The 13,950-nt window shown below is 69.9% G+C and carries 11 protein-coding genes; 8 read left to right on the plus strand and 3 right to left on the minus strand.

Going from position 1 to position 13,950, the window contains the following annotated elements:
• Positions 1–62: 62 nt before the first annotated feature.
• The 4 genes from OHS57_RS27145 to serA all read left to right on the plus strand — a co-directional run bounded on the left by OHS57_RS27145 (position 63) and on the right by serA (position 5,565).
• Positions 63–1,925, plus strand: coding sequence for an acetolactate synthase large subunit (locus OHS57_RS27145; protein ID WP_041995030.1), 1,863 nt, complete (start codon positions 63–65; stop codon positions 1,923–1,925).
• A 35-nt stretch (positions 1,926–1,960) separates the two neighbouring features.
• Positions 1,961–2,488, plus strand: a complete 528-nt coding sequence (gene ilvN / locus OHS57_RS27150; RefSeq protein ID WP_041984060.1) for an acetolactate synthase small subunit — start codon at positions 1,961–1,963, stop codon at positions 2,486–2,488.
• Positions 2,489–2,601: 113 nt separating this feature from the next.
• Positions 2,602–3,600 carry a ketol-acid reductoisomerase gene (ilvC, locus tag OHS57_RS27155; RefSeq protein WP_041984059.1) on the plus strand — a complete coding sequence of 333 codons (999 nt, stop codon included), beginning with the start codon at positions 2,602–2,604 and terminating at the stop codon, positions 3,598–3,600.
• 372 nt (positions 3,601–3,972) lie between these two features.
• On the plus strand, positions 3,973–5,565 hold the full coding sequence (serA, locus tag OHS57_RS27160) for a phosphoglycerate dehydrogenase (RefSeq protein ID WP_041984057.1): 1,593 nt from the start codon (positions 3,973–3,975) through the stop codon (positions 5,563–5,565).
• 74 nt (positions 5,566–5,639) lie between these two features.
• Here the strand turns inward: serA and OHS57_RS27165 are convergent, their stop codons facing one another.
• Positions 5,640–7,211, minus strand: coding sequence for an MFS transporter (locus OHS57_RS27165; RefSeq protein ID WP_041984055.1), 1,572 nt, complete (start codon positions 7,209–7,211; stop codon positions 5,640–5,642).
• A gap of 109 nt (positions 7,212–7,320) precedes the next feature.
• On the opposite strand from OHS57_RS27165, the gene OHS57_RS27170 reads away from it, so the two are divergent.
• Positions 7,321–7,893 carry a TetR/AcrR family transcriptional regulator gene (locus tag OHS57_RS27170; RefSeq protein ID WP_041995028.1) on the plus strand — a complete coding sequence of 191 codons (573 nt, stop codon included), beginning with the start codon at positions 7,321–7,323 and terminating at the stop codon, positions 7,891–7,893.
• A gap of 75 nt (positions 7,894–7,968) precedes the next feature.
• Positions 7,969–8,817, plus strand: coding sequence for a class I SAM-dependent methyltransferase (locus OHS57_RS27175; RefSeq protein ID WP_328583618.1), 849 nt, complete (start codon positions 7,969–7,971; stop codon positions 8,815–8,817).
• 9 nt (positions 8,818–8,826) lie between these two features.
• Here OHS57_RS27175 and OHS57_RS27180 read toward each other — a convergent pair whose 3' ends face one another.
• A complete protein-coding gene (locus OHS57_RS27180; RefSeq protein ID WP_328583619.1) occupies positions 8,827–9,972 on the minus strand; it encodes a PucR family transcriptional regulator in 1,146 nt (381 codons plus the stop codon).
• A gap of 141 nt (positions 9,973–10,113) precedes the next feature.
• Here OHS57_RS27180 and OHS57_RS27185 point away from each other — a divergent pair, with 141 nt between their 5' ends.
• Positions 10,114–11,040, plus strand: coding sequence for a proline dehydrogenase family protein (locus OHS57_RS27185; RefSeq protein WP_041984054.1), 927 nt, complete (start codon positions 10,114–10,116; stop codon positions 11,038–11,040).
• Between the two features lie 53 nt (positions 11,041–11,093).
• Positions 11,094–12,725 (plus strand): L-glutamate gamma-semialdehyde dehydrogenase, encoded by a 1,632-nt coding sequence (gene pruA, locus OHS57_RS27190; RefSeq protein ID WP_328583620.1) that lies wholly within the window; start codon positions 11,094–11,096, stop codon positions 12,723–12,725.
• A 110-nt stretch (positions 12,726–12,835) separates the two neighbouring features.
• Here the strand turns inward: pruA and OHS57_RS27195 are convergent, their stop codons facing one another.
• The gene (locus OHS57_RS27195; protein ID WP_041984051.1) at positions 12,836–13,675 is read right to left on the minus strand and encodes a DUF1206 domain-containing protein; all 840 of its coding nucleotides are present in this window, start codon (positions 13,673–13,675) and stop codon (positions 12,836–12,838) included.
• Between the last annotated feature and the right edge of the window lie 275 nt (positions 13,676–13,950).

Here is a 13,950-nt window from a genome sequence, read left to right on the forward strand (position 1 = left end):
TTTGTTGCACCGACACATCTGAAACCCTCGCAAAAACCCTCAGCTTCGAGAAGAGAATGCCGATGACCGAGCAGGCCACCGGGGCCCACCATCCGCAGCCGCGGGCCCGAAACGGCGGATCGTCGTCCAGCACAGTCGAGCACGTGACGGGCGCGCAGTCCCTCATCCGTTCTCTTGAGGAAGTGGGGGCCGACACGGTATTCGGCATCCCCGGCGGCGCGATCCTCCCCGCCTACGACCCGATGATGGACTCGACCCGGGTCCGCCACATCCTCGTCCGCCACGAGCAGGGCGCGGGCCACGCCGCCGAAGGGTACGCGCAGGCCACCGGCAAGGTGGGCGTCTGTATCGCCACCTCGGGACCCGGCGCCACCAACCTCGTCACCCCGATCGCCGACGCGCACATGGACTCCGTGCCGATGGTCGCGATCACCGGCCAGGTGGCCAGCAAGGCGATCGGCACCGACGCCTTCCAGGAAGCCGACATCTGCGGGATCACGATGCCGATCACCAAGCACAACTTCCTGGTCACCAAGGCGGAGGACATCCCGCGCACCATCGCGGAGGCCTTCCACATCGCCTCGACCGGCCGCCCGGGACCCGTCCTGGTCGACATCGCCAAGGACGCGCTCCAGGCCCGTACGACCTTCAGCTGGCCGCCCGTCATGGAGCTGCCCGGCTACCGCCCGGTGACCAAGCCGCACGCCAAGCAGATCCGGGAGGCCGCCAAGCTGATCAGCCAGGCCAAGCGCCCGGTGCTGTACGTCGGCGGCGGCGTCATCAAGTCCGGTGCCACCGCCGAGCTGAAGGTCCTCGCCGAACTCACCCGAGCGCCCGTCACCACCACCCTGATGGCGCTGGGATCGTTCCCCGACAGCCACCCGCTGCACGTGGGAATGCCGGGCATGCACGGTGCGGTCACCGCCGTCACCGCGCTGCAGAAGGCCGATCTGATCATCGCCCTCGGAGCCCGTTTCGACGACCGTGTCACCGGCAGGCTGGACAGCTTCGCCCCGCACGCCAAGATCGTCCACGCCGACATCGACCCGGCGGAGATCGGCAAGAACCGCGCGGCCGACGTGCCGATCGTCGGGGACGCCCGTGAGGTCCTCGCCGACCTGGTCCAGGCGGTCCAGGCCGAGCACACCGAGGGCAGCGTCGGCGAGGCGGCCGCCTCCGGCTACGCGTCCTGGTGGAAGGACCTCAACCGCTGGCGCGAGACCTACCCGCTCGGCTACGACCAGCCGGCCGACGGCAGCCTCTCGCCGCAGCAGGTCATCCAGCGCATCGGCCAACTCGCCGACGACGACACGATCTTCGCCGCCGGCGTCGGCCAGCACCAGATGTGGGCCGCCCACTTCATCGACTACGAGAAGCCCGCCACCTGGCTCAACTCCGGTGGCGCGGGCACGATGGGCTACGCGGTGCCGGCCGCCATGGGCGCCAAGGCGGGCCAGCCGGACCGGATGGTCTGGGCGATCGACGGCGACGGCTGCTTCCAGATGACCAATCAGGAACTGACCACCTGCGCGCTCAACAACATCCCGATCAAGGTCGCGATCATCAACAACGGCGCGCTCGGCATGGTCCGGCAGTGGCAGACGCTGTTCTACAACGAGCGGTACTCCAACACCGTGCTGCACCAGAGCACGGGCGCCGAAGGCCCCAGCTCGGGCACCCGTGTCCCGGACTTCGTGAAGCTCTCCGAGGCCATGGGCTGTGTCGCCATGCGCTGCGAGTCCCCGGAGGAGCTGGACGCGGTGATCGCCAAGGCCAACTCCATCAACGACCGCCCGGTCGTCGTCGACTTCATCGTCCACGAGGACGCGCAGGTCTGGCCGATGGTCGCGGCCGGCACCTCCAACGACGAGGTCATGGCCGCCCTGGGCGTCCGTCCCGACTTCGGCGACAGCCAAGACGACTGAGCCGAGAAGCCCGAGAGAGACAGCGAGACCGACACATGTCCACCAAGCACACACTCTCCGTCCTGGTGGAGAACACGCCCGGCATCCTCGCCCGGATCGCCGCCCTGTTCTCCCGCCGCGGCTTCAACATCGACTCACTCGCCGTCGGCGTCACCGAACACCCCGACATCTCCCGCATCACCATCGTGGTCAATGTCGAGGACCTGCCGCTCGAACAGGTGACGAAGCAGCTCAACAAGCTGGTCAACGTCCTGAAGATCGTCGAACTCGAGCCCGGCGCCGCGATCCAGCGCGAGCTCGTCCTGGTGAAGGTGCGCGCCGACAGCGAGACCCGCTCCCAGATCGTCGAGATCGTCCAGCTGTTCCGCGCCAAGACCGTCGACGTCTCACCCGACGCCGTCACGATCGAGGCCACCGGATCGAGCGACAAGCTCGACGCGATGCTCAAGATGCTGGAGCAGTACGGCGTCAAGGAGCTCGTCCAGTCCGGGACGATCGCCATAGGGCGCGGCGCGCGGTCCATCACGGACCGCAGCCTGCGGGCCCTCGACCGCAGCGCGTGACCCCGCGCGGCGCAGCCGCTTCCGCACCCTCTCGTATGCCGAGACCCTGAACCCGCCCATACCCACTCCGCCGTACGGTGGACGTAACACCAGCACTTCAAGGAGAAGACCCAGTGGCCGAGCTGTTCTACGACGACGACGCAGACCTGTCCCTCATCCAGAACCGCAAGGTCGCGGTCATCGGCTACGGCAGCCAGGGCCACGCCCACGCGCTGTCGCTGCGCGACTCCGGTGTCGACGTCCGCGTCGGTCTGCACGAGGGCTCGAAGTCCAAGGCGAAGGCCGAGGAGCAGGGCCTGCGCGTGGTCTCGGTCGAGGAAGCGGCCGAAGAGGCCGACGTCATCATGATCCTCGTCCCGGACCCGCTGCAGGGCGAGATCTACGAGAAGTCCATCAAGGACCATCTGAAGGACGGCGACGCGCTGTTCTTCGGCCACGGCCTCAACATCCGCTACGGCTTCATCAAGCCGCCGGCCAATGTCGACGTCTGCATGGTCGCGCCCAAGGGCCCGGGTCACCTGGTCCGCAGGCAGTACGAGGAAGGCCGCGGCGTGCCGTGTATCGCGGCCGTCGAGCAGGACGCGTCGGGCAAGGCGTTCCCGCTGACCCTCAGCTACGCGAAGGGCATCGGCGGCACCCGCGCCGGCGTCATCAAGACGACCTTCACCGAGGAGACCGAGACCGACCTGTTCGGTGAGCAGGCCGTGCTCTGCGGCGGTACCGCCGCGCTGGTCAAGGCGGGCTTCGAGACGCTGACCGAGGCCGGCTACCAGCCGGAGATCGCGTACTTCGAGTGCCTCCACGAGCTGAAGCTGATCGTGGACCTCATGTACGAGGGCGGCCTGGAGAAGATGCGCTGGTCCATCTCGGAGACCGCCGAGTGGGGCGACTACGTGAGCGGCCCGCGCATCATCAACGACGGCACCAAGGCCGAGATGAAGAAGATCCTGGCCGAGATCCAGGACGGCTCGTTCGCCAAGAACTGGATGGACGAGTACCACGGCGGTCTGAAGAAGTACAACGAGTACAAGAAGGCCGACAGCGAGAGCCTGCTGGCGACCACCGGCGCCGAGCTCCGCAAGCTCATGAGCTGGGTCGACGAAGAGGCGTAAGCGGTCGTGTCCGCTCAGTCTCGTCTGGCCGGCGGCGGCTTGCACGCACGCTCGCGGCGTTGCCGAACTGCCCGAGTAGCTCCGCTACAAGGGCACTCCGACGCCTTGCGATCGCACGCACCAGCCACCGCCGGCCCCGCCCCGAGGGGCGGACGACGATACGTCGCGGACACTCCCCGGGCGGCCCGGCCCACGGGTCGGGCCGCCCCGTACGGGTGATCATTCCGCGCATTCGGAAGACGCCTGCCCCGGCAGCACTACACTGCCAAACACATACGCGTCAGGCCCACAGCGTCGTGCGTCTTCCACGCGGACAGAACCCGCCTGCGGCCGTCGGGACGGCCGTCCGCAATGGGACTTGTGAGGACACACGTGAGCTCGAAACCTGTCGTACTCATCGCTGAAGAGCTTTCGCCCGCCACTGTCGACGCGCTAGGTCCGGACTTCGAGATCCGGCACTGCAACGGCGCCGACCGCGCGGAACTGCTGCCCGCCATCGCCGACGTGGACGCGATCCTCGTCCGCTCGGCCACCAAGGTCGACGCCGAAGCCGTAGCCGCGGCGCGCAAGTTGAAGGTCGTCGCCCGAGCCGGCGTCGGCCTCGACAACGTCGACGTGTCGGCGGCCACCAAGGCCGGCGTGATGGTCGTCAACGCACCGACCTCCAACATCGTGACCGCGGCCGAGCTGGCCTGCGGTCTGCTGATCGCCACGGCCCGGCACATCCCGCAGGCCAACGCGGCGCTCAAGAACGGCGAGTGGAAGCGCTCCAAGTACACCGGCGTCGAGCTGAGCGAGAAGACCCTCGGGGTCGTCGGCCTCGGCCGGATCGGCGTGCTCGTCGCCCAGCGCATGTCCGCCTTCGGCATGAACATCGTGGCGTACGACCCCTATGTGCAGCCGGCCCGCGCCGCGCAGATGGGCGTCAAGCTCCTCACGCTCGACGAACTCCTCGCGGTCTCCGACTTCATCACGGTGCATCTGCCCAAGACCCCCGAGACGCTGGGTCTGATCGGCGACGAGGCGCTGCACAAGGTCAAGCCGACCGTGCGCATCGTCAACGCCGCGCGTGGCGGGATCGTGGACGAGACGGCGCTGGCCGCCGCCCTCAAGGAGGGCCGCGTCGCGGGCGCCGGTCTCGACGTGTACGCGAAGGAGCCCTGCACGGACTCCCCGCTCTTCGAGTTCGACCAGGTCGTCTCCACGCCGCACCTCGGCGCCTCCACCGACGAGGCGCAGGAGAAGGCGGGCGTGGCCGTGGCCAAGTCCGTACGGCTCGCCCTCGCCGGTGAACTCGTGCCGGACGCGGTCAACGTGCAGGGCGGCGTCATCGCCCAGGACGTACGTCCCGGTCTGCCGCTCGCCGAGAAGCTCGGCCGGATCTTCACCGCGCTCGCGGGCGAGGTCGCCGCGCGGCTCGATGTCGAGGTCTACGGCGAGATCACCCAGCACGACGTGAAGGTGCTCGAACTGTCCGCGCTCAAGGGCGTGTTCGAGGACATCGTCGCGGAGACCGTGAGCTATGTGAACGCGCCGCTGTTCGCCCAGGAGCGTGGCGTCGAGGTCCGGCTCACCACGTCGAGCGAGTCGCCCAACCACCGCAACGTGGTCACCGTGCGCGGCACCCTGTCGAGCGGTGAGGAAGTCTCCGTCTCCGGCACGCTGGCCGGCCCGAAGCATCTGCTGAAGGTCGTCGCTATCGGCGACTACGACGTCGATGTGGCGCTGGCCGACCACATGATCGTGCTGCGCTACGAGGACCGGCCCGGTGTGGTCGGCACGGTCGGCCGGATCCTCGGCGAGGCCGGGCTGAACATCGCCGGTATGCAGGTCTCGCGCGCCGAGGAGGGCGGCGAAGCCCTCGTCGTGCTCACCGTGGACGACACGGTCCCGGCCAACGTCCTCGCGGAGATCGGCGAGGAGATCGGCGCCGCCTCGGCCCGTTCGGTCAACCTCACCGACTGATACCGACTGATACCGACGGACACCCCGTCATACCGAAGGGCCCGGCATCCGCCGGGCCCTTCGCCGTGTTCCGGTCAGCCGGCGGAGACGAACGACGACGGTTCTGTCTGCGGCCGCGCCTCCACGGGATCCGCGGACCGCCCCGCCCGGCGCAGCAGTGTCGTGGCGAGCACAGCGGCGCCGAGCGCCAGCACGGCCCCGCCGACCGAGGCGAACTGCATGCCGTGCACGAACGCCTCGCGCGCCACGGCCAGCAGCGATTCCCCCACCCGGCCCGGCAGTTGGCCGGCCACCGCGGCGGCGCCGCTCAGCGTCTCCCCGGCGGTGTGCGCCGCGCCCGCCGGCAGCGAGGCGGGGACGGAGTCCGCGACGTCCCTGCGGTAGACGGCCGTACCGACGCTGCCGAGGACCGCCATGCCGAGCGCCCCGCCGAACTCCTGCCCCGTCTCCATCAGGGACGCGGCCGAACCGGCCTTCTCGGCGGGGGCGGAGCCCAGTGCCAGGTCCGAGACGAGCGCCATGACGGTGACGATGCCGGCGCCCATCACGGCGCAGCCGGCCAGCACCACCGCGAGTGAGTCGGTCCCGGTGAAGGCGAGGATCCCGAAACCGGCCGCCGCGATCACGAACCCGCCCGACACCACATAGGCCGGGTCGGTCTTGTGGCCGAGCAGGGTCGCCACCGGCGCCGCCGCGCCGATGGCGAGGGACGGCACCATGCTCCACAGCGCCGCCTCCATCGTGTCCATGCCGAGCACCGACTGCAGATACTGCGTGACGAAGAAGTTGGCGCCCATCATGGCGAAAGCCGCGACGGTGTTGAGGCCGACGCCCGCACCGAAACCACGGCCCCGGAACAGCGCCCGGCTGATCATCGCGTCGTCACGGCGGCGCTGCCGTCGTACGAAGAGATGGCCGAGGACGAGACCGGCGGCGAGCACCAGCACCCTGACCGTGTCGAAGCCGTGCGCGGCGATCTCCTTCAGCGCGTAGACCAGCGGCAGTACCGCGCCCATCGACAGCGGCACGCTCAGCAGATCGAATCTGCCCGGCTCCGGATCCTTGAACTCCGGTACCACCAGGGGGACCAGGACCAGCAGGAGCAGCATCGCCGGCACATTGATCAGAAAGACCGAGCCCCACCAGAAGTGGTCCAGCATGACGCCGCTCAGCACGGAGCCGAGCGCGATTCCGCCGGCCATGGCGCCCGACCAGACGCCGATCGCCGTACTGCGCTGCCGGTCGTCCGTGAACATGTTGCGCACCAGCGCCATGGTCGAGGGCATCAGCGTGGCCCCGCCGACACCGAGCAGGGCACGCGCGGCGATGAGCATCTCGGCGCTCTGCGCGTAGGCCGCACCGACCGAGGCGACACCGAAGGCGGCGGCGCCGATCAGCAGCAGCTTGCGGCGGCCGATCCGGTCACCGAGGGAGCCCATCGTGATGAGCAGCCCGGCGAGTGCGAAGCCGTAGATGTCCATGATCCACAGCTGCTGGGTCGCGGTCGTGTCCAACTCCCTGGAGATGGAGGGGATCGCGAAGAAGAGGACGGAGACGTCCATCGAGACCAGAAGGAGCGGCAGCAACAGGACGGTGAAGGCGGTCCATTCCTTGCGGCCTGCGCGCGGTGCGGCGGAGTTCGTCATGCGCAGAACTGTACGAGCGTCTTACACGAATGTCTAGAACGATTGTATAGAACGTCCGTGTAGGACATTCGTCTATGACGTCCGTATGATCCGGCGCTACGCTTCTGACATGGGACATCGTGAGGATCTGCTGGACGGCGCCAAGCGCTGCCTGCTCGAAAAGGGCTATGCCAGGACCACCGCGCGGGACATCGTGGCGGCGTCCGGGACCAATCTCGCCTCCATCGGCTACCACTACGGATCGAAGGAGGCCCTGCTCAACGCGGCCTTCCTGGCGGTGACCGAGGAGTGGGGGGACGTGATCGACGCCCAGGTGCCGGTCGAGGACCGGCCCAAGGACCCGATGGAGAACTTCCGCGCGGTCTGGGAGCGGGTCATCGGCAACTTCGAACCGAGCAGGGCGCTGTGGAAGCTCCAGTTCGAGACGATCTCCCGGATCGACGAGGAGCCCTCGTTCAAGGAAGCGCTCAAGGGGCCCCAGGTGGAGGGCCGCAACGGTATGGCGGAGATCTTCCAGGGCATCGACCCGGCGAAGGAGCCCGAGAAGGCCCGCGTGGTCGGACTCGTCTACCAGGCGCTGGTGGCGGGCGTGATGGCGCAGTGGTTCATCGACCCGGAGACGGCGCCCAGCGCCCAGGACCTGACGGACGGCCTGCGGGTGATCGCGGGTCTGGACGACTGACGGCCCGTCACCGGGGGGGGCGCGAGCCCGATATTCGGATGTGGGACGGCCGGGACGGCTTGTACGGTCGCGGCCATGAGCGACGGCGACTCCGCCCCGACGGGCACCGACCAGGACACCACCCCGGACTGGCTCCGGCAGAACCTGGAGAACTGGAACGACCGGGTACGCGTCCACGAGGCGAGCGACCACTACGACCTGGCCGGTTTCCGGGCCGGCCGCTCCACCCTGCGGGATTTCGAGGTGGCCGAGGTCGGTGACGTCACCGGCAAGCGACTGCTGCATCTGATGTGCCACATGGGCCAGGACACCCTGTCCTGGGCCCGGCTCGGCGCCGAGGTGACCGGCCTGGACTTCTCCGAACCCGCCGTCCGCACCGCCCGCGCACTGGCCGAGGACATCGGCGCGAGTGACCGCGCCCGGTTCGTCGTCTCCGACGTGTACGACGCGGCGGCGGCGCTGCCCGGCGAGCGCTTCGACATCGTCTGCACCGGACTCGGCGCGCTGGTGTGGCTGCCGGACCTGCCGCGCTGGGCCCGGGTGGTCGCCTCGCTGCTCGACGTCGGCGGCGTCTTCCACCTCGCCGAGTTCCACCCGTTCCCCGACATGCTGGCCGAGGACGGCAGCAGCGTGCGGTACGACTACTTCGACGCGGACGCCCAGACCTGGGACAACCCGTACACCTACACGGACGGCCCGGCGCTCGACAAGCCGGTCTCCGTGCAGTGGTCGCACCCGCTCGGCGAGGTGGTGACCGCACTGGCCGCCGCCGGGCTGCGGATCGAGTTCCTGCACGAGCACGACGTCACGTACTTCCGGCGCTTCCCGGTCCTGGAGGGCACCCCGGCCGGCTATCGCTTCCCGGCGGGCCACCCACGGCTGCCCCTGCTGTACTCGATCCGCGCGACCAAACCCGCGGCCTGACGAAACCGCCTACCGAGGCCCCGCCGGGATCCTGGCCGCCTTCAGGGACATGTGCAGCAGCAGCCGGTCCTCGCCCTGGTCCAGGTCGAGTCCGGTCAGCTGCTCGATCCGTGACAGCCGGTAGTACAGCGTCTGTCGGTGGATGCCGAGGGCCGAAGCCGTGCGGCCGGCCTGGCCCGCGTGGTCGAGGAACACCTCGGCGGTGTGCGCCAGTTCGGCGTGGTCGGGGGTCAGCAGCGGGACCACGGCGGGGTCCGCGCCCGGAGGCAGGGCCGTCAGCAGGCGGTACGGGCCGATCGCCGTCCAGCGGGCCACCGGGCCGAACCGGGGCTCGGCCGTCGCCGCTGCCGCCGCGCCCGCCGCCTCGCGCCAGGCGGCGGGCAGGTCGGACAGACCGCGCCGGACGGCAGACGCGCCGGCGGCCGTCGCTGCCGCGCGCTCGCTCAGCCGGGCCACCGCGGCGAGCGCCGAATCCAGCGCGTCCTCCGCCCGCAGCCGCACCAGCACGGCCAGCGCCCGGGCGTCGGCCCCGTACGGCAGGGCGCACAGCGCCGCCGTCCCCGGTACCGAGCGGACGGGCGGGTCCTCGCCGCGCCACGGCGTCACACACAGCACCACATGGGGGCCGTCGGCGCTCGGGCCCATCGCGGTGCGCAGCGTCGCGGTCGCCATCTCGCGCTGCCAGCCGGGCTCCGAGAGCAGTACGGCCGCCAGCTCCCGTGCGAGGTCCGTGCCCGCCTTCACCTCGTCGGCCAGCAGATCGCCGATCCGGGCGGTCACCTGCATGGCCGCCGCGAGACGCGCGTCGTCGGGGCCCGGATCGGAGTCGTCCAGCAGCCAGACGTAGCCGAGGACCATGCCCCGGTGGCGCACCGGCAGACAGATCCGGCCCCGGAAGACCCCCGCCTCGGGCGCCGCGTGGACCCGGACGGGCCCGGTGGCCCGCGCGATGCCGAACCCCTCGAAGAAGGCGCGGACGGCGGGGGTGGAGCCGCGCGTCAGGATCGACCGGGTCCTGACCGGGTCCATCGCCGCGTCGTCCTCGCTGTCGTGCGCGCCGAAGGCGATCAGGCCGAAGTCGCGGTTCTCCAGCGTCGCCGGCACCCCGAGCAGCGCGGAGATCTCGTCGACCAGATCCTGGTAATCGCCCTTCACCCGGCCATTCTCGCACCGTCTTCAGACATATGTCTGAGACCGGGGAGCCGGATGCGTGACAGCTGTCGATGGCAGAGGACCGGAGCGCTCCGTAGATTTCACAGTGGTTCGCCGTGCCCGATCCCACCGTGGAGGTGCCCTGTGCTGGGTCCCGTGATTCTCGCCGCTTCGCGCAGCGACCGGCTGCGCCGTGCCGTCTCGGCCGCGCCCGTCACCAAGCCCGTCGTCGAGCGCTTCATCGCCGGCGAGTCGGTCGAGGCGACCGCCCCGGTCATCTCGGAGATGGCCGACCGCGGCCTCCAGGTCACCCTCGACGTCCTCGGCGAGGACATCACGGAGCCCGCCGAGGCGCGCCGTGCCAGGGACGCGTACCTGCGGCTGATCGACGCGCTCGCCCCGCTCAACCTCGGCCCGCGCGCCGAGATGTCGGTGAAGCTGTCCTCCTTCGGCCAGGCGCTGCCCGGCGGGCACGACCTGGCGCTGAAGAACGTCACGATGGTCGTCGAGGCCGCCGCCCGGATCGGCACCACGGTCACCCTCGACATGGAGGACCACACGACGGTCGACTCGACCCTCGCCATCCATGCCGCGCTGCGCGAGAACTTCCCCGAGACCGGCGCCGTCGTCCAGTCGTACCTGTTCCGCACCGAGGACGACTGCCGCGCCCTCGCCGCGGCGGGATCCCGGGTGCGGCTGGTCAAGGGCGCCTACAAGGAGCCCGCCTCCGTCGCGTACCAGGACAAGGGCGAGGTCGACAAGGCGTACGTCCGCAGCCTGCGCATCCTGATGGAGGGCGACGGCTACCCGATGGTCGGCTCCCACGACCCGCGCATCATCACCATCGCCCAGGAGCTGGCCAGGCGCGCGGGGCGCAAGCTCGACGAGTACGAGTTCCAGATGCTCTACGGGATCCGTGAGACCGAGCAGTACCGGCTGGCGGCCGAAGGCCACCGGATGCGTGTCTACATCGCCTACGGCACCGACTGGTACGGATACTTCATGCGCCGCCTCGCCGAGCGCCCCGCCAACCTCGCGTTCTTCCTGCGTTCGCTGGTCAGCCGCGGCTGAACCGCCCTGTCGCGCCCCCGACCGACGTACAGATCTGAAGGAGATACGGCCCCATGGACGCTGTGACCCAGGTTCCCGCCCCGGTCAACGAACCGGTGCACGGCTACGCCCCCGGCTCCGCCGAGCGCGCCCGTCTTGAGACCAAGCTCAGGGAACTCGCCGAGAACCCCCGTGACCTGCCGATGACCATCGGCGGCGAGAAGCGGATGGGCGGCGGCGCGCGCGTCGACGTCGTACAGCCGCACAACCACAAGGCCGTCCTCGGCACCTTCGCCGGCGCCACCGAGCAGGACGCCCAGGACGCGGTCGACGCCGCGCTCGCCGCCGCCCCCGCCTGGCGGGCCATGGCCTTCGACGACCGCGCCGCGATCATCCTGCGCGCCGCCGAACTGCTCTCGGGCCCCTGGCGCGAGACCCTGGCGGCCGCGACCATGCTCGGCCAGTCGAAGACCGCCCAGCAGGCGGAGATCGACTGTCCCTGCGAGCTGGTCGACTTCTGGCGCTTCAACGTCTCGTACGCCCGTGACCTGCTGGCCGAGCAGCCGCCCGCCAACGCGCCCGGTGTGTGGAACCGGCTCGACCACCGGCCGCTCGAAGGCTTCGTCTACGCGATCACGCCGTTCAACTTCTCCGCCATCGCGGGCAATCTGCCCACCGCGCCCGCGCTGATGGGCAACGTCGTCGTCTGGAAGCCGTCCCCGACGCAGACCCTCGCCGCCGTCCTGCTGCTGGAGCTGCTGGAGGAGGCCGGACTGCCGAAGGGCGTCATCAACCTGGTGACGGGCGACGGCATCGCCGTCTCCGACGTCGCCCTGAACCACCCCGAGCTGGCCGGTATCCACTTCACCGGATCGACCCCGACCTTCCAGCACCTGTGGAAGACGGTCGGCAACAACATCGAGAAGTACCGCAACTACCCGCGGATCGTGGGCGAGACGGGCGGCAAGGACTTCGTCGTCGCACACCCGAGCGCCGACCGCGCCGTGCTGAAGACCGCGCTGACCCGCGGCTCCTTCGAGTACCAGGGCCAGAAGTGCTCGGCGTCGTCCCGCGCCTACGTCCCGGCCTCCATCTGGAACGACGGCTTCAAGGACGAGTTCGCCGCCGAGGTGGACGGCATCGCCATGGGCGACGTGACCGACCTGTCGCACTTCATCGGCGCCGTCATCGACGAGCGCGCCTTCGCCAAGAACAAGGCCGCCATCGACCGCGCCGCCGCCGACCCGAGCTGCACCATCGTGGCCGGCGGCACCTACGACGACTCGGTCGGCTACTTCGTCCGGCCGACGGTGATCGTCTGCACCGACCCGGAGAACGAGGTCTTCACGACCGAGTACTTCGGCCCGATCCTGGCCGTGCACGTCTACGACGACGCGCAGTACGAGTCGGTGCTCGACCAGATGGAGTCCGTCTCCAAGTACGCACTGACCGGCTCGATCATCGCCAACGACCGCGCGGCTGCGGCCCACGCGATGGACAAGCTGCGCTACGCGGCGGGCAACTTCTACATCAACGACAAGTCGACCGGTGCCGTGGTCGGCCAGCAGCCCTTCGGCGGCGGGCGCGCCTCCGGCACCAACGACAAGGCGGGCGCCCCGCAGAACCTGATGCGCTGGACGCTGACCCGCGCCATCAAGGAGTCGCTGGTCTCACCGACGGACTACCGCTACCCGCACATGGGCTGACGGTCCCGCCCGTACCCACAGCTCCGCCCCCGTACCGGCGCCCCCCGCCGGTACGGGGGCGGTCCCCGTACCTCACACCGTCCGCGCGCGGCCGTCGGGCCGCGCGGCCGTCACACCCGGCGCCAGCGCGCCATCCCGAACGAGAAGACCCCGAACAGCACCAGGCCGACGGCGACGACCGCCAGCAGCCAGGGGCCTGCCGGGGTGTCGGTGAACGAGCGCAGGGTGTCGTCGAACCCCTTGGCCTTGTCGGGCTTGTACTCGACGGCCGCCTGGACCACGAACACCCCGATCGCGGCGAAGAGGAAGCCGCGGCCGAGGCCGCCGCCCACACCCGTCACGTCCACGAACTGCCGGGCCTTGCGCGACATCTCGGCCAGCTTCAGCCGCTTGTGGAACTTGCGCATCGCGGCACGCACCCCGATCCACACGCCGGCGACGGCGATGGCCACCCCGACGATCCCCACGATCCAGCGTCCGCCCGGCCATTCCATCGCCCGTGCGGTGATGTCCTGCGACTGCTGGTCGCTGGACCCGCTGCCGCTGCTCTTGCCGCCGACGGCGAACGCCAGCACCGAGTAGGCGACAAATCCGTAGAAGACGAAGCGTCCGGCCGACATCAGCCGCTTCGTCGCTTTCTTTCCGTCCTCGCCCGCGGCGCCGAACAGCGCCTCCGAGAGGCGCCAGAGCGCCATCCCGACCAGGCCGATCCCGAGGATCCAGAGCATGACCGAGCCCAGGGGTTTCTTGGCTATCTCGGCGAGCGCGCCGCCGCGGTCCGCCTGTTCGCCGCCGCCGCCGAAGGCGATCTGCAGCGCGAGTATCCCGATGAGCAGGTAGATCACCCCGCGCGCCGCGAAGCCCCACCGGGCGGCCATGTCCATGGCTGAGCTGTTCGCCGCCTGCCGGGCCTTGCCGCGGCCACCGAGCGTCATCGTCCGTGCGTTCATCGTTGTTGACCTCCGCTGCTCGGGTGCCCCGCTCTCCCGGGCGAAAACGGCCGCCGACCGGGGGAGTGAAGGGCGACGGAGCGGGGAAGCGGACGCGGTCCCGTCTCAGATAGTAGGAAGTCCGAGTAATTGTGCAGACACAGCGGCCCGGCTCACTTAGCTTGGAAGAGCCGAACGTCTCGCTCTATCAGCGAACGGCGGATGCGGCCGACCACCCGAGCAGGCAACCCCTGCGGTGTACGGCCCCCGCCCCATCCGGCACCTCGCAGATGCAT

Origin of the sequence: Streptomyces sp. NBC_00370, assembly GCF_036084755.1 — a bacterium.
Taxonomy (GTDB): Bacteria; Actinomycetota; Actinomycetes; order Streptomycetales; family Streptomycetaceae; genus Streptomyces.